22 protein-coding genes are annotated in these 26,802 nt (G+C 43.9%); 10 read left to right on the forward strand and 12 right to left on the reverse strand.

The window, feature by feature from the left end:
- Positions 1-276: 276 nt before the first annotated feature.
- Both ppk2 and Q6344_05485 read right to left on the reverse strand, forming a co-directional pair.
- Entirely contained in the window at positions 277-1,290 is a 1,014-nt protein-coding gene (ppk2, locus tag Q6344_05480) for a polyphosphate kinase 2 (protein WLG14788.1), read from the reverse strand.
- A gap of 248 nt (positions 1,291-1,538) precedes the next feature.
- Positions 1,539-3,116, reverse strand: a complete 1,578-nt coding sequence (locus tag Q6344_05485) for an acetyl-CoA C-acetyltransferase (GenBank protein WLG14789.1) — start codon at positions 3,114-3,116, stop codon at positions 1,539-1,541.
- 577 nt (positions 3,117-3,693) lie between these two features.
- On the opposite strand from Q6344_05485, the gene Q6344_05490 reads away from it, so the two are divergent.
- From Q6344_05490 to Q6344_05505, 4 genes are all read left to right on the forward strand, one after another.
- Positions 3,694-5,094 carry a 3-oxoacyl-ACP reductase gene (locus Q6344_05490; protein ID WLG14790.1) on the forward strand — a complete coding sequence of 467 codons (1,401 nt, stop codon included), beginning with the start codon at positions 3,694-3,696 and terminating at the stop codon, positions 5,092-5,094.
- Positions 5,095-5,454: 360 nt separating this feature from the next.
- A complete protein-coding gene (locus Q6344_05495) occupies positions 5,455-6,372 on the forward strand; it encodes a MaoC/PaaZ C-terminal domain-containing protein (protein WLG14791.1) in 918 nt (305 codons plus the stop codon).
- Positions 6,373-6,550: 178 nt separating this feature from the next.
- Positions 6,551-7,093, forward strand: coding sequence for a sulfur transferase domain-containing protein (locus tag Q6344_05500; protein ID WLG14792.1), 543 nt, complete (start codon positions 6,551-6,553; stop codon positions 7,091-7,093).
- A 262-nt stretch (positions 7,094-7,355) separates the two neighbouring features.
- The gene (locus Q6344_05505; protein WLG14793.1) at positions 7,356-8,771 is read left to right on the forward strand and encodes a serine hydrolase domain-containing protein; all 1,416 of its coding nucleotides are present in this window, start codon (positions 7,356-7,358) and stop codon (positions 8,769-8,771) included.
- Between the two features lie 18 nt (positions 8,772-8,789).
- Here Q6344_05505 and Q6344_05510 read toward each other — a convergent pair whose 3' ends face one another.
- From Q6344_05510 to Q6344_05520, 3 genes are all read right to left on the reverse strand, one after another.
- On the reverse strand, positions 8,790-10,037 hold the full coding sequence (locus Q6344_05510; protein WLG14794.1) for a cation:proton antiporter: 1,248 nt from the start codon (positions 10,035-10,037) through the stop codon (positions 8,790-8,792).
- A gap of 209 nt (positions 10,038-10,246) precedes the next feature.
- Positions 10,247-12,133: a dihydroxy-acid dehydratase gene (gene ilvD / locus Q6344_05515; GenBank protein ID WLG14795.1), complete on the reverse strand. Its 1,887-nt coding sequence runs from the start codon at positions 12,131-12,133 to the stop codon at positions 10,247-10,249.
- 205 nt (positions 12,134-12,338) lie between these two features.
- Positions 12,339-13,100, reverse strand: a complete 762-nt coding sequence (locus tag Q6344_05520; protein WLG14796.1) for a hypothetical protein — start codon at positions 13,098-13,100, stop codon at positions 12,339-12,341.
- 258 nt (positions 13,101-13,358) lie between these two features.
- Here Q6344_05520 and Q6344_05525 point away from each other — a divergent pair, with 258 nt between their 5' ends.
- From Q6344_05525 to dusB, 3 genes are all read left to right on the forward strand, one after another.
- Positions 13,359-13,799 (forward strand): HIT family protein, encoded by a 441-nt coding sequence (locus Q6344_05525; protein ID WLG14797.1) that lies wholly within the window; start codon positions 13,359-13,361, stop codon positions 13,797-13,799.
- Positions 13,800-14,118: 319 nt separating this feature from the next.
- Entirely contained in the window at positions 14,119-16,164 is a 2,046-nt protein-coding gene (locus Q6344_05530; protein WLG14798.1) for a BCCT family transporter, read from the forward strand.
- Positions 16,165-16,296: 132 nt separating this feature from the next.
- Positions 16,297-17,328, forward strand: a complete 1,032-nt coding sequence (gene dusB / locus Q6344_05535; GenBank protein ID WLG14799.1) for a tRNA dihydrouridine synthase DusB — start codon at positions 16,297-16,299, stop codon at positions 17,326-17,328.
- 50 nt (positions 17,329-17,378) lie between these two features.
- Here dusB and Q6344_05540 read toward each other — a convergent pair whose 3' ends face one another.
- Positions 17,379-17,768 (reverse strand): DUF1622 domain-containing protein, encoded by a 390-nt coding sequence (locus tag Q6344_05540; protein ID WLG14800.1) that lies wholly within the window; start codon positions 17,766-17,768, stop codon positions 17,379-17,381.
- A gap of 189 nt (positions 17,769-17,957) precedes the next feature.
- Between Q6344_05540 and Q6344_05545 the strand changes: the two genes are divergently transcribed.
- Positions 17,958-18,845: an SDR family NAD(P)-dependent oxidoreductase gene (locus Q6344_05545; protein WLG14801.1), complete on the forward strand. Its 888-nt coding sequence runs from the start codon at positions 17,958-17,960 to the stop codon at positions 18,843-18,845.
- Between the two features lie 370 nt (positions 18,846-19,215).
- Here the strand turns inward: Q6344_05545 and Q6344_05550 are convergent, their stop codons facing one another.
- The 4 genes from Q6344_05550 to Q6344_05565 form a co-directional block, all read right to left on the reverse strand.
- The gene (locus tag Q6344_05550) at positions 19,216-19,494 is read right to left on the reverse strand and encodes a peptidylprolyl isomerase (GenBank protein WLG14802.1); all 279 of its coding nucleotides are present in this window, start codon (positions 19,492-19,494) and stop codon (positions 19,216-19,218) included.
- A 262-nt stretch (positions 19,495-19,756) separates the two neighbouring features.
- Complete coding sequence (locus Q6344_05555) at positions 19,757-20,824, reverse strand: LLM class flavin-dependent oxidoreductase (GenBank protein ID WLG14803.1); 1,068 nt, start codon at positions 20,822-20,824, stop codon at positions 19,757-19,759.
- Positions 20,825-20,913: 89 nt separating this feature from the next.
- Positions 20,914-21,828 carry an MBL fold metallo-hydrolase gene (locus Q6344_05560; protein ID WLG14804.1) on the reverse strand — a complete coding sequence of 305 codons (915 nt, stop codon included), beginning with the start codon at positions 21,826-21,828 and terminating at the stop codon, positions 20,914-20,916.
- A gap of 40 nt (positions 21,829-21,868) precedes the next feature.
- A complete protein-coding gene (locus Q6344_05565; GenBank protein WLG14805.1) occupies positions 21,869-22,414 on the reverse strand; it encodes a cysteine hydrolase family protein in 546 nt (181 codons plus the stop codon).
- A gap of 108 nt (positions 22,415-22,522) precedes the next feature.
- Here Q6344_05565 and Q6344_05570 point away from each other — a divergent pair, with 108 nt between their 5' ends.
- On the forward strand, positions 22,523-23,503 hold the full coding sequence (locus Q6344_05570) for a GlxA family transcriptional regulator (protein ID WLG14806.1): 981 nt from the start codon (positions 22,523-22,525) through the stop codon (positions 23,501-23,503).
- A 114-nt stretch (positions 23,504-23,617) separates the two neighbouring features.
- On the opposite strand, the gene Q6344_05575 is transcribed toward Q6344_05570, so the two are convergent.
- Complete coding sequence (locus Q6344_05575; protein ID WLG14807.1) at positions 23,618-25,771, reverse strand: heavy metal translocating P-type ATPase; 2,154 nt, start codon at positions 25,769-25,771, stop codon at positions 23,618-23,620.
- A 158-nt stretch (positions 25,772-25,929) separates the two neighbouring features.
- Between Q6344_05575 and cadR the strand changes: the two genes are divergently transcribed.
- Positions 25,930-26,334: a Cd(II)/Pb(II)-responsive transcriptional regulator gene (gene cadR, locus Q6344_05580; GenBank protein ID WLG15150.1), complete on the forward strand. Its 405-nt coding sequence runs from the start codon at positions 25,930-25,932 to the stop codon at positions 26,332-26,334.
- Between the two features lie 141 nt (positions 26,335-26,475).
- Here the strand turns inward: cadR and Q6344_05585 are convergent, their stop codons facing one another.
- Positions 26,476-26,670, reverse strand: coding sequence for a cation transporter (locus Q6344_05585; protein WLG14808.1), 195 nt, complete (start codon positions 26,668-26,670; stop codon positions 26,476-26,478).
- Between the last annotated feature and the right edge of the window lie 132 nt (positions 26,671-26,802).

Consider the following 26,802-nt stretch of genomic DNA (forward strand, 5'->3'; position numbering starts at 1 on the left):
AATGGTTTTGATAAGTATTAAACGATAAATAAACAGTATAAAAAAAGCCACCTTATATATCAATAAGGTGGCTTTTTTTATGAGCATAAGACTAGGGCGTATCTTCATTTTAAAAATGGTGATAAAAATTGTCGTCAAACAATAAAGGTAATGCAAATAATATCGAGATATCAATAAGCTGTTTGACGATGTTTGGTAAAATGTAGCCATTATTAAATAATTTAGAGGACAATCGATTGAATTGAGGAAACACCCTAAATAAAGCCACCATATCTTTTAATAGCGCGGTGGCACATACATATCATCTGGGATAGGCTCACGATAGTATTCGTCATCACGTTTACGATCGGGTAATTCTACCTCATCACGTGGCACTTCCTTATAAGGAATTTGTTCGAGTAGATGAGCAATACAGTTTAGCCTTGCGCGTTTTTTATTGTTACCTTCAACCACCCACCAAGGTGCTTCAGGGATATGCGTTCGCTCAAACATGGTCTCTTTAGCCTTGGTATAGTCTTCCCAACGGCGGCGTGACTGTAAGTCCATGGCTGAGAGCTTCCATTGCTTGAGCGGGTCATGAATACGGCTCATAAAGCGTGAATGCTGCTCATCATCAGTGATCGAAAACCAGTACTTCACCAAGCGAATACCTGAGCGGACTAGCATACGTTCAAACTCAGGCACCGACTGAAAAAATTCTTCATACTGTGTATCGGTACAAAAACCCATCACACGCTCAACCCCCACACGGTTATACCAACTGCGGTCAAACAGAACAATTTCACCAGCAGCAGGCAAATGGGCGACATAACGCTGAAAATACCATTGTGATTGCTCACGTTCCGTCGGTGCAGGTAGGGCAGCCACTCGACACACACGAGGATTTAAGCGCTGCGTGATACGCTTGATAGCGCCACCTTTACCCGCCGAGTCACGACCTTCAAATATGACGACGATACGCTCACCGCGATCAACGACCCAGTCTTGCAACTTAATAAGCTCGCGCTGTAGCCTTACCAACTCTTGAAAGTACATACGACGATCAAGTCTTTCTTGCTCACTCATTTCGCGCCCATCAAAACGAAAGTCACGCACATAATCATCTATCTCATTTTCTAGCTCTTCATCATAAGTATCGATGAGGTCTTCGTGCATCTTACGACGCAACTGATCATTAAAAACCTCCTTATCCATACGCTCGATAAAACTGTGTTGTTCAGGTGAGCTAAGTTCCTGACGCTCTTGTGGCGTGAGGGATTTGGGATTGATGGACGAAGGTATCTTACCCATAAAAAACTCCTAATCAGTGTTGTTATGATTTTTATTGGTTATCCTCTTACTTTAGCATAACTACCGATAGAGCTATGCGTTGGCTACGTTTCATTATTGTGTTGTTAGCAAGACAATGACTAAGATCCAGTTTTGAGTAGTGAATGGGCATAAAAAAGCACTCTCTAATCCATCGATTAAAGAGTGCTTTAAAGTATCTATGCTAACTATTGACTGATGATACCAATCAAATAATAGCAGTCAAAGAGTTATTTCTCTAAGATACAAGTCACGCCCTGACCACCAGCTGCACAGATAGAGATTAGTGCACGACCTGAGCCTTTTTGATCCAATAGCTTCGCTGCAGTGGCTAGGATACGACCGCCCGTTGCGGCAAATGGATGACCCGCAGCTAACGACGAGCCATTAACGTTTAGCTTGTTACGATCGATAGAGCCTAGTGGTGCATCTAGTCCTAGGCGCTCTTCACAGAATTTTTCATCTTCCCAAGCAGCTAGTGTTGATAACACTTGTGATGCAAAGGCTTCATGGATTTCATAAAAATCAAAATCTTGTAGTGTTAGACCTGCACGCTCAAGCATACGCGGTACGGCATAAGCAGGTGCCATTAACAGGCCTTCTGTGGTGCCAGATTTACCAATGAAATCAACGGCAGCCGTTTCTTGATGAACGATATAAGCCAATGGCTTAAGACCACGCTCTTTTGCCCACTCATCGGTTCCTAGTAGGACACAAGAGGCACCATCAGTTAACGGTGTAGAGTTGGCTGCTGTCATCGTTGGCTTGGCGTTCTTTTTACCAAACACAGGCTTTAATTTAGCCAGTTTTTCCAAAGTGGTATCTGGACGCAAGTTGTTATCGCGCGTCAGACCTTTGTATGGAGTGATTAGGTCGTCAAAGAATCCTTCATCATAAGCGCGCGCTAGGTTTTGATGACTGTTAAAAGCAAGCTCATCTTGTGCTTCGCGGCTGATATTCCACTCAAGAGTGGTGATGGCTTGATGGTCGCCCATTGATAGACCAGTGCGTGGTTCACCGTTTTGTGGCGAATCGATTAAGTCTTTTGGATTTAGACCCATTAACGCTTTTAGGCGTTGTTTGTTGTCTTTAGCCGCGCCCAGTTTGATCAGTACTTTACGTAGACCATCACCAATCGCGATCGGTGCATCAGAGGTCGTGTCTACGCCGCCAGTGATCGCTGAATCGATAAGACCCAGTGCGATTTTATTGGCAGAAGCAAAAGTCGCTTGCAAGCCAGTACCGCAAGCTTGTGAGATATCGTAAGTTGGCGTATGTGGGTTGAGCGCTGTGTTAAGCGTGGCTTCGCGAGTTAGGTTGATGTCACGGCTTAGTTTCATGACGGCACCAGATACCACTTCACCCAACACTTCGTCTTGTAGGTTATAGCGTTCAATCAAGCCATCTAATGCAGCTGTCAACATGTCGGTGTTGCTAACGTCAGCGTATGAACCGTTTGAGCGTGCAAATGGAATACGGTTGCCACCTAAGATAGCCACACGATTTTGACCAGCAACGGCTTTGGTTTTGCTGGTTTTTTTGGCAGCAGACGCTGGCTTTTTCGTAGTAGAAGCTGGTGATTTATCATTCGCTTCTGTGGTGCTAGAAGACTCTTTATTACTAGAAGACTCTTTATTACTAGAAGACTCTTTATTAGACGTGTCTGTTGCTGTCGTGCTTTTAGCTTTTTTAACAGCCGTTTCTGTTTTACCGTTTTCTGATTTATTATCAGTAGATTTTGACGCACTGGCTTTTACCACTGTACTTTCAACAACAGGGCTATCAGGGTGATTGTTTTTATTACTCATAATATTATCCTTAAAAAATATGGGCAGAAGAAAAGAGGGTAACAATAGTAAAGCTAATAATAAAAATGATTATATTAAGTAATTCAATAATCGAAAATAAACAAGAAGCAAATATTATCACTTATTACGCAGCATAACTGTTTATGATAAGACGTTTTTACGACCTTACTGTATATCTTTGGCAAACTATGTGACGCTTATCTAAGGTCGGTATCAGCTTTGAAAGACATCAATATGACTTTCGTAGACTGGCTAGTATCAATTATTGGCATTGCATAACGATAGATTTGATAATATATTGTTATCGATAATTGCATTTGCTATAACTTATAGGTCTGATTTTAGCACAATGTGGTGATTTTTAAATCCAGAAAAAGTGACCGTCTTGTATACTGAGTTGTTTACAGATTGTTGTAGACATTATCGGTTTTTGGACTTGTTTAAGATGGCAGTGTATAGTTAGGCCAGCTTTAGACTCATTTACTAAATATCAATAATTATGAGATTGTTGAGTCTATATAATAGGCACATTACATTTATTACTATTATTCTAACCGTTCGTTATAGGGATTATATTATGTCAGACCGTTATGGTGATTTTGTTCAGTCTTCTATTGGCAAAAAAGTGGCCAAAAATTTGGGTTTACCGTTACCTGTTACCCTTGATCGCTTCGAAAGCGGTGAGCCTTTAGTACGTGGTAGCGTATTAGTTGGTCGTGCTAATGGCGATGATAAAAGCGTCAGTGAGTCTGTGGCGCGAATTTTGTCAGACGTACATGCTGATGTTTATGTAAACAGCAGTGATGATATCAAAGATGCCCTTGCTGATGCAGGCGTCGAAGCAAAAGCCAATACGGGCGGCGATGATAAATTTAAAGTTTTGTTGTTTGATGCCAGCAATATTAGCAATGCCGATCAATTAAAAGAAGTGTATGAGTTCTTCCATACTGTGGCTCGTCGTGTAGAAAAGTCTGGTCGCGTTATTATTATTGGTCGCCCACCAGAAAATATCACTGACATTGATACAGCTTTGGCTCAGCGTGCGCTTGAAGGATTTGTGAAGTCTGTCGGTAAAGAGTTCAAACGCGGTATTACGGCACAGCTTATTTATGTGGAAGACGGCGCAGAGCAAAATCTAGATTCGACTTTACGCTTTTTCACCTCAGCTCGTTCAGCTTATGTCTCAGGACAAGTCGTACGCGTTAGTAAGGGTAGTAACGTTGATGTCGATTGGACACAGCCTCTTGGCGGTAAAACCATGCTGGTAACTGGCGCAAGCCGCGGTATTGGTGAAGCAATTGCTCGTGTATTGGCTCGCGAAGGCGCTCACGTTATCTGCCTTGATGTACCGCAGCAGCAAGCAGACCTACAAAAAGTCGCTAGCGAAATTAGTGGCTCAGTATTGACCGTCGACATCACCAGTGATGACGCTGGCAAACAAATCGCCGAAGCTGCACAAAAGCGTGGCGGCTTAGATTCAATCATCCATAATGCTGGCGTCACTCGTGATAAGACTTTGGCAAACATGGACGAGAAAAAGTGGGACATGGTTATCGATATTAACCTAGGTAGTATTGCTAGGCTGAACCGCTATTTGCTAGACAACGACGTATTAAAAGACAATGCACGTATCGTTTGTGTGTCATCGATTTCAGGTATCGCTGGCAACTTGGGTCAAACCAACTATGCCACCTCTAAAGCAGGGGTGATTGGTTTGGTGAATGCCACTGCTAAGCAGTTAGAAGACAACGCCAAAGGCATGACGATCAACGCTGTTGCTCCAGGGTTTATTGAAACGCAAATGACCGAAGCTATTCCATTTGCTATCCGTGAAGCGGGTCGCCGTATGAACTCTATGAGCCAAGGCGGCTTGCCAGTAGACGTGGCTGAGACCATCGCATGGTTTGCATCACCTGCTTCTGGTGGCTTAAATGGCAACATCGTTCGCGTTTGTGGTCAAAGCCTATTGGGTGCTTAATATCACTTTATAAGTAAGTGTCAATTATAAGTAAGTGTAAATGATGATTTAGATGATGATAAATGCTTGATATTAATCAGTATTTTTAATTTTCCTCACATATGCTTACGAAAAAATTGCTCATAAATCGTAATAAAGCTGCCCAAGGGTGGCTTTTTTATGATAAAAACACAGAGAACCAGTAGCCAAATTATTTTTTGCTGTGAGAGTTGCTTACATTGTCTAAAACCACGCCTATGAATTGTGCCTAATTTAGGCATAATACTGGTGGCATTGCTCAATGATAGGCTGTAACCACTAATGTCATAGCATCTTTAGATACACCAAGAAAATTTGCTCAAGCCCCACTTAGGATTTATTATGTCAGACAAACATTATGATGCGTTGCCGAAAGCGCATACGACCTATGCCAATATCGTTAAAAGTTTATTGCCTATTGGTAATAACGGCAAAATCAGTAAAGACCAATTGCCGCAAGCGACTTACTATGTGGACGATTTGCACATTGACCAGAGTAACTTAAACGATTATCGTAAAATTTGTGGTTTTGCAGATAATGGCAAAGTACCTATTACTTACTTTTCAGTGCTGTCTCAAACGCTGCAAATGAATATGATGGTCAAAGAGCCATTTCCATTTGCTATGTTGGGTCTAGTGCACGTCGATAATAGTGTGACTCAGTATCGTCCTATCGGTGAGCGTGAAACGGTTGCTCTGTCAGTCACCTTTGATAATTTGCGTGACCATGCTCAGGGTCAGCAGTTTGATTTTGTGACGACGGTCAAGTCAGAAGATAAGGTGATTTGGGAAGGTACTTCGACGTATCTGTCACGTAGCAAAAAACCAATCAGCAGCAAAGACAAAAAAAGCACTCCACGTCCAATAACGGTTAAGCCATCAGTCAACCCAGAAGGCGTGCATAGTATCTTTGAAGTGCCAGAAGATATCGGACGTCGTTATGCTTTTGTTTCAGGTGACTTTAACCTCATTCATCTCCATCCATTATCTGCGCGTGCGTTTGGCTTTCCTAAAGCGATTGCTCACGGCATGTGGTCAAAGGCCAAATGCCTTGCTATGATGGACGAGTTGCCAGATGCGTGTACGGTTGATGTGTCATTTAAACTGCCTATCTTTTTGCCAGCCGAAGTAGAGCTGATCGCTGATCCGGTAGCTGCACTTAAAGACACAGACGATACCTGTGAGTTTGGCTTATTTAGCTCTAAAAATGACAAGCCGCATTTGGCAGGTACGGTTAAATTACAGAGTGGCAATGAGTAAAAGCCAGTAGAACGACTGTCATTTAACTAAAAAATATCCCAATATGGTCACTTTTCTTGATAGAAAAGTGATAGCGTTAACCTCGCTTGAAGTATTGCTTATACATCGACACGCGGTTGCTTTGTACTTATTTTAACTGGAATTGACCATAGTCAATATAACGAACAAATTTATAATTATGACTTCACATACCGCTGTACCAAACTCAGATCAACTGAATCATTCAGTAGCTATTGACACAGTATCGAATGCTGGCAATAGCGTTTTAGACAATGGCGTTGATCTTAGTACTATTCTTGAGCCTTATTTTCGTCCTGATGACACTACCATTGTATGCGGTGCACTCGATGACGAAAAAGTGGTTGCCTTAGCGAAATCAGGGGTTGAGTTAGTGATTAACTTACAGCCAGATGATGAATTGAGCTTTGATGAAGCCGCAGCGGTCGAGCGAGCTGGCATGCACTATGAGCATCTGCCTATTAACGGTGCTGCAGACTTAAAGCAGCTCAATATATTGGCATTTGATAATATATTGCGTCAACATCATGGCAAAAAAACAGCAGTGCATTGTGGCTCAGGAAATAGAGTGGGTGCCGCAATGGCGCTACGCGCAGGATGGCTACGTGGACGTAAAATGGACACCGCTATGGAACGTGGGCGCAGTCATGGTTTAACAAAGCTTGAGCAAGAAGTTCATAATCGTCTGTTGGTACCGCGCTAAGACCATAAAGATGACAACGTATTATTGAGCAGCATTGAATGACTGAGAGGCGACCACTAGGTTGCCTTTTTTATTAAGGCGCGTTGTTATTTTAAAAATGAGGACACGCCCTAAGCAAACGAAAAGATAAATTGCTAATATTGAGATATTGAACAGTTACGCCTTAGCAAATAATGTATTTTTTATCATATGAACACTTAATATTGGGGGCTAAATAGTTTTTTACTGTTTAGCTTTTTTATAGAAATGGAGCAGGGTAGCCATGATCGACAATAATAATAAAACTACGCAGATGTTTGATCATCAGATAAATATAACGTTGCAGCAACGTTTGCAGCAAATACTCACCGACTTACAGCTTGATGATGTACCAGCAGGGGGTGCCGTGGTTGTCTATCAGGCAGGAGAATGCATTGCACAGGCGAGTGTGGGGATGGCACGTCCAGAGATGTCGTGGCAGCCTGATACTTTGGCGATTAACTTTTCGACGGGTAAAGGTGTATTGGCGACGCTCGTACATATATTAGTTTCGCAGCAGATGCTTGATTATGACCAGCCTATTGCCCATTATTGGCCTGCATTTTCTGCACAGAATAAAGGGAATATTACGCTACGTAGCGTGATGTCACATCAAGCCAACTTATTCTCAATTCAGAGTATCGATGCGGATAGCGAAGCTTTGCTTGATTGGGATCAAATGCTCAATAAAGTTGCCGCGATGCCAATCACAGCACCAGACCATGGCGAGCTATATGACAGCGCTTATAGTGCTCTGGTCTATGGTTGGGTATTGGGCGGGGTCATAGAAGTCGTTACTGAAATGCCTTTAGCTGAGGCATTGCGCTATTATCTCACTGAGCCTTTAGGTATTGCCGATAGTTGCTATTTTGGTGTACCAGAGAATAAAGTCAACCAAGTAGCAAGACTGGCCAAAGACTTCGAAGCATCAAATGAGGCTGGCTCACAACTGCGTAATAAACGTCATAAACCAACGCTAAAAGCCGACTCACAAAGTACTTTACGTACTTATGCTAGTCTGCCTAGCTACACTTGTTGGCAGCAGCAAGCTTTAATGGATGGCAAAGCGGTAGACCTAAGTTCAGATGATGAGCAAAACACTTTACCGATATTAGACACGGCTCATATTAATCGTTTGTATTTCAATAGCAGTCAGCTTAATCTAAAAAATTATAAGGCAGCACTCATACCTGCTGGCAAACAAGCGATCGATTATCACAGTCGTGAGACACTACAGGCCATTATTCCAGCAGCAAATGGTGTCGCTTCAGCTCAGGCATTGGCGACCATCTATGCCATGTTAGCCAATGGCGGAACATGGCAAGGACACACGTTTATTAATAGCGCCACTTTTGAGCAACTATCCAAACTGCAAGTCACAGGGCTAGATGCTGTTATGCCAGCAAACATGGATTGGCGCTTGGGTTATCATCGGTTATTTAGTCTTTGTCAGCATACAGACAATGAAAAAGTTGATGCAAACAAGCAAGGATTTGGACATATGGGCTATAACGGTTCGGTGGCTTGGTGTGACCCAGAGCGTCAGTTGTCATTTGCCTTTATTCATAATTTTGACACCACGATGCTGAATGATGTCCGTCAGTTTGCACTAACGGAAGCGGTACTTAACTTAGTCGATTCAGAGCTTTCAAAACGCTAGATAGCTCTATGAGTAAGGTTAATGTGATTTATTCGGCGTCATTTTAAGCAACCTTGTGGCGCTAAGACCATGAATAAAGATTGACGCCAAAATGACAATTGAACAGACGACCCACAGTTTAAGCGCATCTTCATCACCGAAAAAACCTTGGTTGAGCGCATAAGATAAATAATATAGCGTACCAATACCACGGATGCCCAAAGCAGAGATGGCATATTTTTCAGTGTGTGCCATGTTTAGTCCTGATAAAGCAATAAACCCACCAATGGGACGTATCAACAAGAGGAAGGTGAAGCTGACGATGTAAACACGCCATGTGAGCTCAACGCCCGACTGCAATCCTTGACCAAGAAACATGCCGAAAGTGACCAGCACTAGAGACATGAGTAAGCCTTCTGATTGTTCTGCAAAATCATGGAGCTTGTGGTGATAGCTGTGCTCATGTTCTGAGCGGCGAAAGGCAAATGCCGCGATAAATACGGCGATAAACCCATAACTATGTACAAATTCGGCAAGTCCATAAGCCACTAACGTTAGCGCAATGACCACATAGCCTTGAGAAATAGTGGTGTTTTGGCTGTATTTTGAAAATACCAGCTTGGCCATAATTTTACCAACGACAATTCCCACCACCAGCCCAGCACCAATTTTCCATAAGACATCATGAGTGAACCATGACCAGAGCATCTCGAGGGTAAAGGAATTGCCTTGGCTAAAAGCTTCCGCTATTTTTATGGCCAAATAAACAAATGGGAAAGCGAGTCCGTCATTCAATCCTGCTTCTGAGGTCAAAGTAAAGCGCGGTGTGTCTTCGCGACCTGTATTGGGTGGCCCTACTTGAATACTAGAAGCCAATACGGGATCGGTTGGAGCCAGTACTGCGCCCAGCAATATAGCAGCTCCCAGACTGAGACCAAATGCATAGTAGCCCAGTACCGCCATCGCAAAGATGCCAATCGGCATGGTAATAAGCAACAGACGCACGGTCGGCCGCCACAATTGCCAAGAGAGCTTCGTATCAATTTTGATACCAGCACCAACCAAGGATACGAGCACCACAATTTCGGTTAATTTTTCGATAATTAAGCCGTTATTCATAGGGTCTAAAAATGATAAGGTCGTCCACCAGTACCCCATCAGCAGCCCAAAGCTGACCTGCAACATAGGCAAAGAGATAGGCGTGCGCTTAAATATAATGGGGAATAACGCCCCCAGTAAAAAAGCGATACCGCAGACCAATAAAAATAAATTGTAGTTTTCAATCATAAGGTAGGTGCACGCTGTTATGTTTATCTTAAAAAGTTAGAGTGAGGTCATATTTACTAGTCCATTATAATGACGCTAAAAAATAATGATTACCGCAAAAAATCGTTATCAAAACGACATATGCGTTGTTTTTTGGTGAAAAAAAAGCCTGCATAGCGCAGGCTTAATAGATTTTTACCAATATACTTTAACGATTAATAATTGAAGGCTTAACGCTCAACTTGACTCACGTCACGTACCGCACCAGTATCGGCACTGGTAGTCATAGCAGCATAGGCACGTAGCGCAGGGGTCACATGACGGTCACGGCTTATAGGCTTCCACGCATCGCGGCCACGAGCTTCCATCGCCTCGCGGCGAGTGGCCAAATCGGCATCACTGACTTGCATGTTGATCGTACGATTAGGAATGTCGATATGGATGGTATCGCCTTCTTCAACCAAGCCAATGGCGCCACCTTCCGCTGCTTCTGGGCTTGCATGACCAATGGATAAACCTGATGTTCCACCCGAGAAACGACCATCAGTGAGTAGGGCGCATTCTTTACCCAAGCCTTTAGACTTAAGGTAAGTGGTCGGATATAGCATCTCTTGCATGCCAGGGCCACCTTTAGGGCCTTCATAGCGGATAATGACCACATCACCTGCCACGATCTCATCAGCCAATACCGCAGCGACAGCATCATCTTGTGACTCAAATAGGCGCGCGCGTCCAGTAAATACTAGAATGCTGTCATCCACACCTGCGGTTTTGACTACACAGCCACGCTCAGCGATATTGCCATACAATACGGCCAATCCACCATCTGTAGAATAGGCATGTTGGGCACTACGGATACAACCTGACTCGCGATTGACGTCGAGGTTCGACCATTCTTTTGATTGTGAAAATGCCTCAGTGGTACGTATGCCACCCGGTGCTGCAAGGAAGCGTGCGCGAGCCTCTTGATTATCAGGGTTCATGATATCCCACTTATCAATCGCGGCTTTCATCGTTGGACTATGGATGGTCGGTACGTCAGTCTTCAGTAACCCAGCACGATCAAGCTCGGCCAATAACGCAAAGACACCGCCAGCACGATGCACATCTTCCATATGGTATTTCTGCGAGGCAGGGGCGACTTTTGCAAGGCAAGGTACACCGCGGCTTAGACGATCGATATCTGACATTTTGAAATCGACTTCTGCTTCGTTGGCAGCCGCTAACAGATGCAAAATAGTATTGGTTGAGCCGCCCATGGCGATATCTAAGGTCATCGCGTTTTCAAAAGCTGCTTTGCTAGCAATTGAGCGTGGCAATACTGAATCGTCATCTTGTTCATAACGGCGTTTGGCAAGCGATACAATGGTACGACCCGCTTCTAAAAACAACTCGCGACGCAGCGAGTGAGTCGCTAGTAGTGAGCCATTACCTGGTAGTGCTAAGCCCAACGCTTCGGTCAAGCAGTTCATTGAGTTAGCAGTAAACATACCAGAGCATGAACCACAAGTTGGGCAGGCTGAGGCTTCGATAGCGGCTACATCTGCATCACTAATGCTGTCGTCAGCGGCATCCATCATCGCATCAACAAGATCAAGCTTACGAATGGCACTACTGTCACTACCATCGGTATTATGGCTCTTACCAACTGTACTGGCTAAAATCTTGCCCGCTTCCATTGGGCCACCTGAAATAAACACTACTGGAATATTTAGGCGCATGGCTGCCATCAACATACCCGGCGTTATTTTATCGCAGTTGGAGATACAAACTAAGGCATCTGCGCAATGGGCATTGACCATGTATTCTACAGAGTCGGCAATCAAATCGCGACTTGGCAGTGAGTACAACATACCGCTATGACCCATGGCAATACCATCATCGACCGCAATGGTATTGAACTCTTTAGCCACGCCGCCTGCTTGTTCAATCTCACGTGCGACCAGTTGCCCCAAGTCTTTTAGATGCACATGGCCGGGTACGAACTGGGTAAACGAGTTGGCAATCGCAATGATTGGTTTACCAAAGTCGCCATCGGTCATGCCAGTCGCACGCCATAATGCGCGCGCGCCTGCCATATTACGGCCGCCAGTAGAGGTTTTTGAGCGATAATCCATGTGATATTCCTTACAAATAGGCGAGGTTTGTGAAAATGTGCACCCTCAATTTTAATATTGATAGTGTGCTTTTTATAAAATGCGAGGACTAGTGAATAATACTAGGTCGTTACCATACCATTAGATATGAGTCACTGAAAACTACTCATTGATAATGCCAAGTCAATAGTAGTCATAACATCGTAAATAATTGGAAGATAAGGTGTTATTCGACGCGCTCTACTATCGCCGCCTCAAACCAAGGTAGCTCTGTTTTGTCCGCTTCCAATTTAGCGATAACCACTAACGCATGAGTCGCTGGCAAGCATTGATAATCAGCATTTGCTTCAATACGAAGTAGTTGCTCATTGCCTTCAGCTTGTTCATCTATACTGATTAAGGTTTGCTTATTATTTTTGTAGAGTACATCGATACGACCAAAAAACTGCCAATCTTTAAAAGCGGCTGTAATAGCATCTGCTTCATTCTGAGTATAAAGTTGTTGGGTGTCTTTGCCCGTATTGGTCCAATGCAAGCGTACGGCTAACTGCAACGCTTCGCTAAAAACCACCAATGACCCGATGATTTTGACATGCCAAGGGCTGATGATTAGTGCTTCGTTAATACCAATCAGCTTGGCTGCTTCATGAGCGCTCATGGGCGTATTGAACTGTGACAGGAGGGCAGGTGTGAGCGGATTCGCTTGCTTAATAGCATCATTTAAACTGTCGTAATGATATAAAAACGGTAATGGTAAATCCTGTGTGACCGTCTTTTTAGTGATTTTGCAATTGTGTATTTTCCAACCAATCGTCTTGTCGCTCAGTGCTTCGGCCAGAATGAGCGCGTTAGGTTCAATGCTTTGAGTAGGGGCTTGAGTCTCATTTTCAGTCTCAGTGTTGCTTGGTTGTTTTTCATTATTGAATACAGAGCCAGCTGTGACAGACGTTTGCGCTGCTTGAGCAGGTTCTGTATAAATGTTACTCATATTTGATTGAGTTGGCAAAGTAGACGAATCCATAAACGTAGTGTTGTTAAAGTAGAGGGTTAATATAACATTTAAAGCGCCTGACTCGCCAACCAAATTAGTGAGCTACCGCGATTAGCTTACGTATTGCTAATTCTTAATAACGAGTGCTATCGCAACTTGTGCTTAAACGACATTTCGTCCACTATATTACAGGCTATTTCATCCCTTCTAAAAGCTGTTGAGCAACCAATAATCAAACAAGTAAAGGAAAAAATAATGACCCAAGCCAATGAGCAAGCCGCGTATGACGATAACAATATCTTTGCCAAAATGCTAAACGGTGACATTCCCTATCACAAAGTTTATGAAGATGATAAAACCCTTGCCTTTATGGATATCATGCCACAAGCAGAGGGGCATGTGCTGGTGATTCCTAAGCAAAAAGCCGTTGATTTGGCGGATCTTGAACCAGAGTATGCTGCCGCGGTGTTAATGACCGCTAAAAAAGTCATGCAAGCACAGCGTCAAGTGTTTGCGCGTGAAGGCATTATTCAGATGCAATTAAATGGTAGCGAGGCGGGTCAAACCGTTTTTCATTATCACGTGCATCTCATTCCATCGAGTATTCATGAGCTCGGTCGACATGCAGTGACCCAAGCTGATCACACAGAACTGGCTGAAACGGCTAAGCAACTTGCTGCTGCCATTACTGTTTAATAATAAAAAACCGAGATATTTGTCGAATTAACAAGCAAAACATAAATTGTTCCAGAATAAAATAAAAAGGTCGCTAACAAGCGGCCTTTTTTATTACTTGGTAATAGTCATGTAACAATCGTTAAAGTCATGTTACAAGTTGGGCGCTTGTCTGGGGTTTTTGAACATAGTGTGATAAAAATTGTATTTGTTTAATAATAACTGATGCATTTTCGCCTTTGTAAGTAACTTTTTATAAAAAAGGCACTGCTCCTTCTGATTATTAATCTTGATATCGAAGATTATTTTTTATTGCTACTTTTTGGGGATATCACTTTCTATGAGTAAATTACCTCGCTCCACTATTTTGTTGCCGGTTTTTGTACCGGCAGCAGCGATTATGCTGTTATTGGTGATCGGTACAGCCATCAACCCTGACGCTGCTGGCGAGCTGTTCAGCAAAGTGCTGGCATTTACCACCGACACTTTCGGCTGGTTTTATATGTTGGCAGTCGCCATATTTTTGATGTTTATCATCGCCTTGGCATTTTCGCCTTATGGCAGTATTAAATTGGGCCCTGACCATGCGGAGGCTGAGTATAAGTTTCTGGAATGGTTCGCCATGCTTTTTTCCGCAGGCTACGGTATCGCGCTATTGTTTTATGGCGTAGCAGAGCCGGTATTACATTTTGCCAGTCCGCCACTTTCCACGCCGCAGACGATTGAAGCTGCTAAAGAAGCCATGCAAATTGCCTATTTCCATTGGGGTTTCCATATTTGGGCGATTTATGGCGTAGTAGGTTTGTCGCTGGCGTATTTCTCTTTTCGTCATGGCTTGCCATTGTCGGTACGCTCAACGCTATATCCATTAATCGGTGACAAAATCTATGGCCCTATCGGACATACGGTTGATGTGTTTGCGATCGTGGGCACGATGTTTGGTATCGCCACCAGTTTGGGTCTATCGGTGGCGCAAATTAACGCGGGTCTAAATTATTTGCTACCAGAGATGGTGCCAGTTAATACGACCGTGCAGGTTATTATCATTGCTTTAGTAACAGCAGCTGCCTTGGTGTCCGTGTTGGCAGGTATGGACAAAGGCGTCAAGCGCTTGTCTATCTTAAATATGGTATTGGCAACGGCACTGATGTTATTTGTTTTTATCGTTGGTCCGTCGATTTTTATTCTCAATGCTTTTATGGAAAATACGGGCAGCTATCTGGGCAATATCGTTGAGCGTACTTTTAGCTTGCAAGCGTATCAATCGAGTGATTGGATCGGTAGTTGGACACTATTTATTTTTGCATGGACGATTGCTTGGGCGCCTTTTGTGGGTCTGTTCATTGCCAAAATCAGTCGCGGTCGCACCATTCGTGAGTTTGTATTGGGCGTCATGTTAGTGCCAACGCTATTTACCTTCTTTTGGTTTTCGGTGTTTGGCGATACGGCACTGCATATGATTATGGTTGATGGTTACGACGCGCTGATTAGCGAAGTGCAAAACAACCAAGCGATTGCGTTATTTAAATTGCTAGAGAATTTACCATTCACGCAGATTGTCTCATCATTGACAGTACTGTTAATTATTACCTTTTTTGTGACGTCATCGGATTCAGGGTCATTAGTGATTGACTCGCTCGCTGCGGGTGGACGTAGTGATACGCCTTGGTGGCAGCGCTCGTTTTGGGTGGTAACCGAAGGGGCGGTCGCGGCGGTTCTACTTATCGCAGGCGGTCTGAGTGCACTACAAACAGCAGCTATCGTTAGTGCTTTACCGTTTGCAATCATTATATTAATTTCGACATTTGGTATGTGGCGTGCACTACGTATTGAAGGACATCGCAATCAAAGCCTAGCCAATGACAACCATCTGCCGCCACATCTACTTAAGCTTGACGCATGGCGTGATCGTATTGACTATATCACCAATCAACCAACGCGCGAAAAAGTGCTGGGTTATATCAAAGGTACGGTTTTATCATCGATGCATGAGGTGGCAGAGAAGTTTGCCGAAACAGGCTGGTTGCCTGATGTAAACTATGATGAGGTCAATAACCGTGCTGTATTGGAATTGAGACGCGGTGATAATGTAGAGTTCTGGTATGAAGTTCGTTTGTCAGAGCATGAAATTCCTGATTATTATACCGAAGATATGGCCAATGAATTACCACAAGAGCACCATCATCGTGCTGAGGTATATTTGCGTCGTGGCGGCCAAACCTATGATTTATATGGCTATCAATCAGAGTCGGTGATTAACGATATTATTGATCAGTTCGAAAAATATCTACACTTTTTAAATGTGTCGCCAGATAGTTTGCCGTGGCGTATGCAGGAGCATGATGAGGACATCACACTAGAGCAGGGCAGTGTGTTTGATAAGTAAGGGTGTACTGTTGAAAAAGTCGTGTTTCTTAATGCAAGTTATTCACGTTAATAGCTTGCAATATGTGTGCGATTCCTTAGAATAACGGCTTGTTTTTATTATCTTATTTTAATTAATGGCAAGCCGCTTTTTATGTCTACTGATTCTCCTGATTTACCGTCGTCTTTACCAGTATCTGATCATCCTTTATTGCAGCCATTGGTCATTGGTGGCTTGACGATTGAAAACCGCCTCATGGTTGCTCCTATGGCGGGCGTGACGGACAATCCTTTTCGGCGATTGTGTAAATCCTTTGGTGCCGGTCATGCGGTGAGTGAAATGATTATCGCTGACACGGCGCTTTACGCGCGCAAAAAGTCCTTGTATCGTGCCAATTTTGACAATGAAATTGCGCCTATATCAGCGCAAATTGCAGGGGCTGAGCCTGATAAATTGGCAGAGGCGGCACGTTATCAGATTGATAATGGCGCGCAAATTATTGATATTAATATGGGCTGCCCTGCCAAAAAAGTTTGCCGTAGGCTGGCAGGTTCGGCACTGTTGCAAGACGAAGATTTGGTTGCGCGCTTGTTAGATGCGGCGGTAAATAGCGTAAATGCCCCCGTGACCTTAAAAACGCGATTGGGTTATGAAAACGGTCGTGAGAATATCTTGCGTGTGGCGAAGCGTGCTGAGCAAGCAGGTATTGCGGCGATTGCCATTCATGGGCGCACGCGCGAGGATATGTACACTGGCGAGGCGCGTTATGAGCTGATACGCGAAGTCAAAGAAAGCATCAATATTCCCGTCATTGCCAATGGCGATATCGATAGCGCGCAAAAAGCCCAGCGTGTCTATGAGCTGACAGGTTGTGATGCTGTGATGATTGGGCGTGCTGCCCAAGGACAACCGTGGATATTCCGTGATATCGAGCACTTCTTACGCACTGGTGAGAGTCTTGATGCACCGAGCGTCAGTGAGATAAAAGAGATCGTACTGGCGCATTTGCAAGAGCTATATGACTTTTATGGTGAGTACTCTGGCTGCCGTATCGCTCGCAAGCACATTGCTTGGTATACCACAGGCATTCCTAATTCTAATGCTTTTCGCCAAGCAATGTATGGCGAAGAAAGTACCGCTGGACAGTTTCGCGTGGTCGAAGATTTTTTGCAGGCGCACGAATAGTAAGTGAGCAAACGGCTCATGCTAAGCGTCTGTTAAATGATAAAAAAGCTTTAAAGCTCGTCCACTTTAGCGGTATGAGGTTCTTTTTTGAGTGTGGTATTTTCTTTTTGCCAAGGAAATTTGCCTTCTAATTCTACTTGTAGTGACAAGCTCAAAAAAGTCCGAATGAGTACGATAAAACCTAGTACTAGGACGCTGCGTAACGTCGGTTCTGTGACGACAGTCGCCATAATATCAGCGGCGATGAGGACTTCTAATCCTAACAAAATAGATTTACCGACGGTTTGTCTGATTTCGATATAGGTCTCGTGATTAAAACCACTGGTTAGGCGAATCCCTCGATAAAAAGCAAAAAACAGTCCAAAAAACATAATAAGCACACCTATGATTTCGACTATCTTAGCAATTAAATCAATGTAATGAGCTAGAGTTGCAATCAAAATAGATACTCCTTATCGATGCTCGGTGAAAAGCGTAAGTCTGAGCAATACTGCGATTATACGTTTATCGATCCTTATAATCGGCAAATTATCTGGCTGAGACGGCGGTTTTGTTCACTTTAAGCCATAATTTTTTGCTATGCTGTAATCGAACATTCATAGGCATAGAAACAACAAAAAGGATTTTTTATGGCCAATCCCTCAAAAAAAGCAATCAACAAAGCGGTCAAAGATAAGCATATCATTATCACAGGGGCATCAAGCGGTATTGGTGAGCGTACCGCGTATTTACTTAGTGAATGCGGTGCGCATGTTATCTTATTAGCACGTACCGAAGACAAACTAAAAGCCGTTAAAGAAAGTATCGAGGAGCTTGGTGGCAATGCCAGTTATTACCCTTGTGATTTGACCAATATGGATGATATCGAAAAAGTTAGCACGCAAATTTTGGCAGATTTCGGACATGTTGATGTCTTGGTCAATAACGCTGGTCGTTCAATTCGGCGTTCGGTTCACGAGTCTATTGATCGTTTCCATGATTTTGAGCGTACTATGGATATCAATTACTTTGGCGCGGTTAAAATAGTTCTTGGGTTTTTGCCGACGATGATTGAACGTCAGACTGGTCAAATTGTGAATATCTCCTCTATTGGCGTATTGGCAAACAGTCCGCGTTTTGCCGCTTATGTTGCCTCAAAATCGGCATTGGATGCTTTTAGCCGCTGCTTAGCTGCTGAAGTGAAAGGCGATAATGTGACGATCACCAATATTTTTATGCCATTGGTGCGTACGCCTATGATTGAGCCTACTAAGTTGTACCGCTACATGCCTGCGTTAATGCCTGATGAAGCCGCGATGATGGTTGCCAAAGCGATTGTCCATAAACCAAACAGTATTGCCAGCAACATGGGTAAATTTGCGTCAGCTACTTATTCACTGGCACCAGCAATCAACGTTGGTATTCAGTCGATGGGTTATCGTATTTTTCCAAGCACCCGCGCTGGACTGACTACTGATAAGAAGCCAAACCTTGCTCAGCGTGCCTTTGCCAGAATACTTCCTGGTGAGCATCATTAGAATAGGCTGTGTATGAGCCTTAATTTAGAATAAAAAAGGACGCTGCAGTGTTCTTTTTTAATGCCTTAAAAATTATTATTGTTGATGCAAAATAGGAGAGAGGGCAGTAGCAGCCTTTTGTTCTTAACGCTTTATTATGATCAAAATCTATTTATAACTGTCTACCATAATCATTCTTATGAGAACTAAAGTTTATTCAACTCAAATTTAGATTTAGCACTCACATTAAGTCATAAGTCGTTTCGGGTCATAAATGAGTCAATCATGGCAGCTCAAATCGTGATTGCCATGATGTTAGATCCTGTACGAGTCAGGATAATGTTTAAGGCATATGTCAGTCGGCTTATCATTAAAGCTCCGTCTCTAACACTTATGTCCTGTAAAGTACTTTAACCACATGCCAGCCAAATTTGGTTTTTACCAAATGTGGGGTGAAGAGTTTGCCGCTAAAGCAGATTTTATCAAATGCTGGTACCATATCGCCTTGTTGAAACTCACCTAAGCTGCCGCCTTTTTTACCTGATGGGCAGGTTGAATGTCGTTTCGCCAGCACATCGAACTTAGCGCCTTTTTGAAGCTTGGCAATAATATCTTCAGCCTGCTCTTTGTGTTTTACTAAAATGTGTAATGCGCTAGCTGTACGAGCCATAATGTAAACCTTTCATAAAATATCGATTATCGGGGCATTATATCACGGCTTATCTTGGTTGCTAACTTCACTTGTATGCGCTACTTTTTCAAAAGTCATTATCTACACAGGGGCTACTATTTGGATGAGAATCGGTGTCTTTTGAATGTTGCTGTTATTACATCGGTGCAATGCATTTGGGTAGTTTATGAGCCCAATCAAGCCTAATGGTTAGGCATTAAGCGCTTTGCTAACTTTTTAATATCGTTAGTCTCAGCAGGATCTAGTGACTTGGCATACCATAGTGATCTGCGATTAGCTCAACAGTGCGCGATTGGGCGCGGCGCGAATAACCCTGAACAACTATCATGATCTCATCCACCCCTGTCTGCTCCTGAAGATCCTCTAAACCTTTTGCGACCTCATCAGCAGTACCATGAAGGGTTTGATCGGTATACTGCTCAATAATCTGGCGCTCTTGCATATTGCCTTGAAAAGCGGCCACTTCATCAGGAGGCAGTAAAGCAAAAGGCTTACGCTGAAACATTCTTAACATTGCCATGGCAGAGGATGTTGACTGGCGACGTGCCTCTACAGGATCTTCATCCGCAATCGCGCCAATGCTGACTAAGCAGTATGGCTTGGCTAGAATTTTTGAAGGACGGAAATTCTCTCGGTAAATGCGCATGGCACTTAAGACATCAGCATTGCCAAACTGTAGAGCGAACGCATATAGTCTGCCAAGCTGTGCTGCCAAATGCGCCGAGTAAGTCGAGGACCCCAAGATCCAGACATCCGCAGCAGTCTTTGATGGGGGTACTCTATTTTGCTCGGCTTGCCATGGGCCTGGCACCGCATGAACCGCATTATAAGGATGGTCTTTTGGAAAACTGTTTTCTAAAAAGCCCAACAACTCTGCGACTTGCTGAGGAAATTCATCGTTTGCTGCCTTATGCCGACGCAAAGCGGAAGCCGTTGCACCATCCGTACCCAGTGCCCGTCCCAAACCAAGATCAATTCGTCCTGGCGCCATCGCATCGAGCATACCAAATTGTTCAGCAATGACCAAAGGCACATGATTCGGTAGCATGATGCCGCCTGCACCAAGTCTAATTCGCTCAGTTTCCCCAGTAAGCCGAGTCACCATCATCTGCGGCGAAGGCACCGAAGCACCAGGCATGGCGTGATGTTCAGACATCCAATACCGCTGAAAGCCTCTACTATCTGCCAGTTTTGCAAGAGCAATCATCTCTTGAAAGGTGTCCTCTACCGTGTGACCAACGCTGGTGGAGGCATTGTCGAGCACCGAAAGAACAAAAGGGGCAGTGCCAGAATTATTTGGAATATTCATAAACGATCGCAGTTATAGCGTATTAATGAGGTATAACACCTCTTGGGTATTGCCATATAAGAAAGATTTAAAGACTCAGCCATCAAGCACTAGAATTTATAGATCTGACCATCATTAGGAACAAGCGCACGCTGCTTGTCTAAGTGCTTTTCTTCGATAAAGCGGCGCAGCTCTGCTTTTGTGAGGGTGGCATGATTCACCGTATCCATGTGCACGCTAACAATCTGCGCGTTAGGAGAGTATTTATACGCACGATATACATCGTCTTTACCCATAATGATCGAGTCATCCACAAAGGTAGTTAGCTTCGCATAGCCTGTATTCAGGATGACGGCATCAGGATTATAGCGAGTGAGTGCATTCTCTACGTCTTTATTCCAAATGGTATCCCCTACTACATAGACGGTCTTATAGTTTGGTTTCTGGAACACAATCCCCATCGTTTTGCACAGCAGTTCAGCCAATGGCGCTACTTTATACATCTCATCAGTGCCATGCTGCCCGATGGTTTTATTTATTTTAGTACCTTTAAATACAACGCCTTGCTCGGTTAATACTCTAACATCGGTAAAACCATCTTTACGTACGATTGCCGCATCGGCTGCATCTTGGGTGAAAATTGGCATGTCACGAGGCACGAGGTTGCGTGCGGCATCATCCCAATGGTCAGCATGAAGATGCGTCAAGATAATGGCATCCGCCTTAAGCACTTCGGCAACAGACATTGGCAGATCGACCATTGGATAGCGTATTTGGCTATTTACTGTGCCATCAAACCCTGGATAAGCGTTTTTAGCCGCTAGCATCGGATCCACTAAAAATGTGGTCCCGTCATAATCAAGCTTGATCGTGGCATTACGGATTTGCTGAAATTCAACGGTATTGGTCGCTGTCTTTTTTACAGCGTTAGAATGTGCTGCTGGACTGGCAAAGGTGGTACATACCGTTAACAATATCATGCCACTTAATAGTGTGGTGCCGGTCAGCGATTTTGCGATATTCATAATGATTACCTTATCAATAAATCTGTCTGAAGACTTTGGATTAACGCGCAATCCACGTTTGGGTATCAATCACTTCGCCATATAGAAACTCAATCGCTGCCATGATGGTGGCATGAGCCTGCGCTGCAGGTACTTTCGTGCCATTAAATTCAAGATCAAGCGTGGCACAGGCATCATGGACGGTAGTCGTGGTATAACCGAAGTCTACTGCCGCACGAACGGTGGCATCGACACACATGTGGCTCATGGCGCCAATCACAGTCACTTCTTTGATACCTTTTTTATCCAATAGCTCTTTCAGATCGGTCTCACGGAACGAATTGGGATAGTGCTTAGTAATGACAGCCTCACCCTCTATCGGTTTTACCTTTTCATTGATCTCTACACCATCAGTACCAGGCGTGAAGATCGGGGCATCAGCAGGCATTTCATGACGGATATGAATGACGGTATGACCTTTTTCTCTCGCAGCCGCAATCACCAAAGCGGCATTATCAGCGGCTTCGTTAATACCTACGAGTGATAAGTTACTTTGTGGGAAGTACTCATTTTGAATGTCGACAACGATCAGTGCTTGTGTGTTCATGATAATTCCTTTTTGTTTATGGAAGTGACTGTATAGGCGTATATTTTACAAGTACTATGCTACACTAACGAGTGGCTACATCGACACATAAGAGGTTAATAACGACATATGAATCAAAAACATGCGATTGAAATTGGCTTGATCGTCTATGAGAAAGCACAAATGGCCGCTGTCCTTGGACTAACTGATTTATTAACAGTTGCCGGTAAAATCGCCGTCAAACGTCAAGATATAACAGATCTGCCTCTACAAGTGAGTCACTGGGAGATTAAGGGTGCTGAGCAGCAGCCTACTTGCACTTTTTCGAGCAATCCTGATAGCGTAGGAAAATTAACAGCCGTCATCATTCCACCCACGTTAGAAGCACCGATTGCAAAGCAAGTGGCAGAACCTTGGCTAGAATGGCTAAAAGAGCAGCATTCGACAGGGATGATACTGTCGTCCGTCTGCGCCGGTGCTTTTTTATTGGGCGAAACAGGACTACTCTCCAAGCGAAAGGCAACCACGCATTGGGGTTATGCAGAGGATTTTAAGCAGCGTTTCCCTGATGTGGAGCTTGATGTGGATCGTATTATTATCGAAGACGGTGATATTGTGACCGCTGGTGGCGCGATGGCTTGGACAGATTTGGGGCTTAGGATGATTGATCGCTTTCTTGGTTCTCAGGTGATGAATGAGACCGCTCGTATGTTATTAATTGACCCTTCAAGGCGTGAACAATGCTATTACAGCGCGTTTTCGCCAATACTCACCCATGGTGACGCAGCCATATTGAAAGTACAGCATTGGCTGCAAAAAACAGAGGCGCAAGATATTGATTTGTCCACACTAGCCAATTGTGCGCAGTTAGAGGAGCGTACTTTTCTGCGTCGTTTTCATAAGGCGACGGGTATGACATCGACAGAATACGGTCAGAGATTACGCATCGGAGAAGCAAAAGACTTTCTACAGTTCTCGTCATCTCCTGTTGAGCAAATAGCGTGGAAGGTGGGTTATAGTGATGCCAGTGCATTTCGTAAAATATTTAAGCGCATTGTTGGTTTGACGCCAAGTGAGTATCGACGCAGATTTAATACGAATAAGGCGTGATAGGTTTAGGTAATGATTTTTTAAAGGTAGGCACATTGACTGCTTATAGGTAAGAGTTAGATGTAATAAAACGGCCACTGATGTAGCCATAACCGTTTTATTCTTTAACTATCATTAACGGGAAGACACTCCTTTAAAACGCAGTAAACGCAATGCATTAAGTGTCACCAGTACTGTAGCACCAGTATCCGCTAGCACAGCAATCCAAAGTCCTGTCACGCCGAGCACAGTGGTTATCAGAAATATGCCTTTTAACCCAAGTGCAAATATGACATTTTGATGGATATTTCTCATGGTAGCGCGGGATAAGGCAATAAGGTTAGCAACGTCTATCACGCGGCTTTTTAATAGGGCAATATCAGCCGTTTCGATCGCCACATCCGTGCCACTGCCCATCGCAATGCCAATATCTGCCGCTGCCAAAGCGGGTGCATCATTGATACCATCACCAATCATCGCTATTTTACTATTGCTTTGCATCTCACTGAGTAGACGTAGCTTATCTTCAGGTAATAACTCCGCTTTCCACTTTATATCTAACTGACTAGAAAGCGCTTTTGCCGTACGGCTATTGTCACCTGTGAGCATGACAGAGCGCACGTTCATCTTATTGAGGTGGGCAATGGCTTGCTGTGCATCTTCTCGTAACTCATCACGTAGAGCGACCAATCCGAGCGCCTCCCTCGTTTGCTCATCAAACAAGATAGAAACAGTTTTACCATCATTTTGTAGCATCTCAATTTGAATCTGCTGCTCAGTTGGCAACATCAATTTCTCAGCGACGTAGACTGGTGAGCCGATGGCCAAAGAGCGTCCAGCGACAGTGGCATGAACGGCTTTGCCTGCCGTAGCAAAAGCATTAGAGGCATCAGGTATTACTACCTTAGCGGCTTTGGCATGATCCACAATAGCGATAGCAAGTGGGTGACTAGAAGCAGCATCGACGCTTGCAAATAGTGACAGTAGTTTATCGTGACCCTCAGCAGCGGTATGCGCTGTTTTAAAACCAATAACATCGGTTACGCGTGGTTTTCCTTCAGTCAAAGTACCCGTTTTATCAAAAGCGACAGTACTGACCTGACCCACCAACTCCATGACATTACCGCCTTTGATAAGCAGTCCATGGCGCGTGCCGACCGCCAAACCTGAGGCAATAGCAGCAGGTGTTGACAGCACAAGGGCACAAGGACAAGCTATCAATAATAGCGCCAAACCACGATATAGCCATATTCCCCATTCTGCTCCCATCAGTAGAGGTGGGATAATAATCACTAAAGCCGCAATCGCCATCACGATAGGCGTATAGTAGCGGCTGAATGTCTCAATAAATCGTGCAGTCGGTGCTTTAGACGCTTGCGCTTGCTCTACAAGTTCAATAATACGCGCAATCGTATTATCTGCCGCTGTCTTTTCTACGCGTATTTGTAGTACCCCATCAACGTTGATAGATCCAGCAAAGACCTCATCGCCTATGGTCTTGGCAACAGGAACAGATTCTCCTGTCACAGGTGACTCATCAAGGCTAGATATCCCTTGAATAATCACCCCATCAGCAGAAACTCTATCACCGGGACGCACAAGCACCTTATCGTTAATCTGTAATGCAGTCGCTGCCACCTGACATTGTTGTCCTTGCGCGTCCAATAAAATAGCCGTCTTTGGCACTAGTGATGATAACGCTCTGATGCCAGCGCGCGCACGATCAGCTGCGACGCTTTCTAATAGCTCACCAACTGAGAATAAAAAGACCACGGCAGCAGCTTCTTCTGCCTCTCCAATGATAAGGGCGCCGATAGCCGCAACAGACATGAGCATTTCAATTGAAAAAGGTGAGCCTACTAACGCCAGTGCAAAAGCTTTACGGGCAAATGGTAGGACTCCGATAGCCACAGCGGCAATAAAAGCCCATGCGCCATATTCAGGGAAAATTAAAGACAACATATATGCGGCACTCATCAAAAGTCCAATACCAACGACCTGTTTGCCTTTTATGGTTTGCCACCAGCGCTGATCGTTTACTGTTTCTGGTCCACCATCAATTCCTATCTCATTTTGTTGACTCGTTAACGCCAATATACCAAACCCTAAGCGCTTAATAGTCTTTTCGATATCTTTAACGTCAGTACTCGTATCAGGTTCTAGGGTTAACTCTAGCTTTTGAGTCGCAAAATTTAGCTGAACCTCAGAGACACCAGGCATACGTGTTAGTGCCCGCTCAATTTTGCCAACACAACTGGCACAGTCCATACCTTCAATATGATATTGCATAGTTATTTATCCTCTTATTAAAGACATTATGAACCCTATAGTAGCTTCAGGGTCAAGGCTTTTAACGACAAAGGGGTTTGATTTTTTATCAGCAAACCTTATAGTTACTTTATTGTTTTAGATAATAGAAAATACTATTTAAGGAGATACACATGCTAATCAAAATTGGTGAGCTTGCCACGCGCACAGGGGCGACGGTCGAAACCATTCGCTATTATGAGAAAGAGAGGTTATTACCAGAGCCTGCGCGTAGCCAAGGCAATTATCGTTTGTACAATGAGGTGCATTTTGAGCGTCTACAATTTATCCTGCACTGCCGTACGCTCGATATGACTTTGGATGAAGTACGAACCCTGCTTCAATATAGAGACAAACCTGATGAAAACTGCGGTGAGGTCAATGTGCTATTGGATGAGCATATCGATGCGGTAGAAACACGTATGGAAGAATTGGTTCAGTTAAAGCAACATCTACTAGCGTTGCGGCAAAAATGCGCAAGTGAAGCGCTGGCTGAATCCTGCGGAATATTGCATGCGCTTGCCGATAACTCCTGTCATAAATAAAGTATTCATTTTGGTAACATTATCCACTTTTTATACGTAAAAGTAGACCTATCACCAAACGCGCGTGGTCAATAAATTCAAAATGATTCAGCCCATAATCCTTTCTGTTAATCGTATAGACTGCGCGTCTATCAGACTGACTCATTGCACTTGTGCAGGGAAGCCAGCCTTTGCTAAAGCAGCCGTCATCTGCTCAACACTTGCGATGGTTTCGATACTGACCACTTTGGCTACTAAATCAATGTCAATCTTGGCGTTTGAGTCGATATCGTGAATGGTTGCTGTCACACCACGAGCACAGCCGCCACATTTCATATTTACAATCCATAGTTTCATAGCCTTTCTCCAAATAAGTTTTTATTTCATCACTAAGCTTAAGCCTTGTCATGATGGTAAGGTCAAACACATTTTAAAAAAACAGGCTTGACCTTACCATCATGTCAACCTCTATGCTGTTGATAACAGATT

Origin of the sequence: Psychrobacter cibarius, assembly GCA_030686115.1 — a bacterium.
Taxonomy (GTDB): Bacteria; Pseudomonadota; Gammaproteobacteria; order Pseudomonadales; family Moraxellaceae; genus Psychrobacter; species Psychrobacter cibarius_C.

What these genes read in the sequence shown, in the direction of transcription:
- Q6344_05485 (WLG14789.1), bottom strand. Translation starts at nt 3,116, where the DNA reads ATGAGTAATAAAAACAATCACCCTGATAGCCCTGTTGTTGAAAGTACA.
- Q6344_05555 (WLG14803.1), bottom strand. Translation starts at nt 20,824, where the DNA reads ATGAATATTCCAAATAATTCTGGCACTGCCCCTTTTGTTCTTTCGGTG.
- Q6344_05505 (WLG14793.1), top strand. Translation starts at nt 7,356, where the DNA reads ATGATCGACAATAATAATAAAACTACGCAGATGTTTGATCATCAGATA.
- ilvD (WLG14795.1), bottom strand. Translation starts at nt 12,133, where the DNA reads ATGGATTATCGCTCAAAAACCTCTACTGGCGGCCGTAATATGGCAGGC.
- Q6344_05550 (WLG14802.1), bottom strand. Translation starts at nt 19,494, where the DNA reads ATGGCTCGTACAGCTAGCGCATTACACATTTTAGTAAAACACAAAGAG.
- Q6344_05495 (WLG14791.1), top strand. Translation starts at nt 5,455, where the DNA reads ATGTCAGACAAACATTATGATGCGTTGCCGAAAGCGCATACGACCTAT.
- Q6344_05500 (WLG14792.1), top strand. Translation starts at nt 6,551, where the DNA reads ATGACTTCACATACCGCTGTACCAAACTCAGATCAACTGAATCATTCA.
- Q6344_05585 (WLG14808.1), bottom strand. Translation starts at nt 26,670, where the DNA reads ATGAAACTATGGATTGTAAATATGAAATGTGGCGGCTGTGCTCGTGGT.
- Q6344_05525 (WLG14797.1), top strand. Translation starts at nt 13,359, where the DNA reads ATGACCCAAGCCAATGAGCAAGCCGCGTATGACGATAACAATATCTTT.
- Q6344_05520 (WLG14796.1), bottom strand. Translation starts at nt 13,100, where the DNA reads ATGAGTAACATTTATACAGAACCTGCTCAAGCAGCGCAAACGTCTGTC.
- Q6344_05565 (WLG14805.1), bottom strand. Translation starts at nt 22,414, where the DNA reads ATGAACACACAAGCACTGATCGTTGTCGACATTCAAAATGAGTACTTC.
- Q6344_05575 (WLG14807.1), bottom strand. Translation starts at nt 25,771, where the DNA reads ATGCAATATCATATTGAAGGTATGGACTGTGCCAGTTGTGTTGGCAAA.
- Q6344_05530 (WLG14798.1), top strand. Translation starts at nt 14,119, where the DNA reads ATGAGTAAATTACCTCGCTCCACTATTTTGTTGCCGGTTTTTGTACCG.
- Q6344_05545 (WLG14801.1), top strand. Translation starts at nt 17,958, where the DNA reads ATGGCCAATCCCTCAAAAAAAGCAATCAACAAAGCGGTCAAAGATAAG.
- Q6344_05560 (WLG14804.1), bottom strand. Translation starts at nt 21,828, where the DNA reads ATGAATATCGCAAAATCGCTGACCGGCACCACACTATTAAGTGGCATG.
- dusB (WLG14799.1), top strand. Translation starts at nt 16,297, where the DNA reads ATGTCTACTGATTCTCCTGATTTACCGTCGTCTTTACCAGTATCTGAT.
- Q6344_05570 (WLG14806.1), top strand. Translation starts at nt 22,523, where the DNA reads ATGAATCAAAAACATGCGATTGAAATTGGCTTGATCGTCTATGAGAAA.
- Q6344_05490 (WLG14790.1), top strand. Translation starts at nt 3,694, where the DNA reads ATGTCAGACCGTTATGGTGATTTTGTTCAGTCTTCTATTGGCAAAAAA.
- Q6344_05510 (WLG14794.1), bottom strand. Translation starts at nt 10,037, where the DNA reads ATGATTGAAAACTACAATTTATTTTTATTGGTCTGCGGTATCGCTTTT.
- ppk2 (WLG14788.1), bottom strand. Translation starts at nt 1,290, where the DNA reads ATGGGTAAGATACCTTCGTCCATCAATCCCAAATCCCTCACGCCACAA.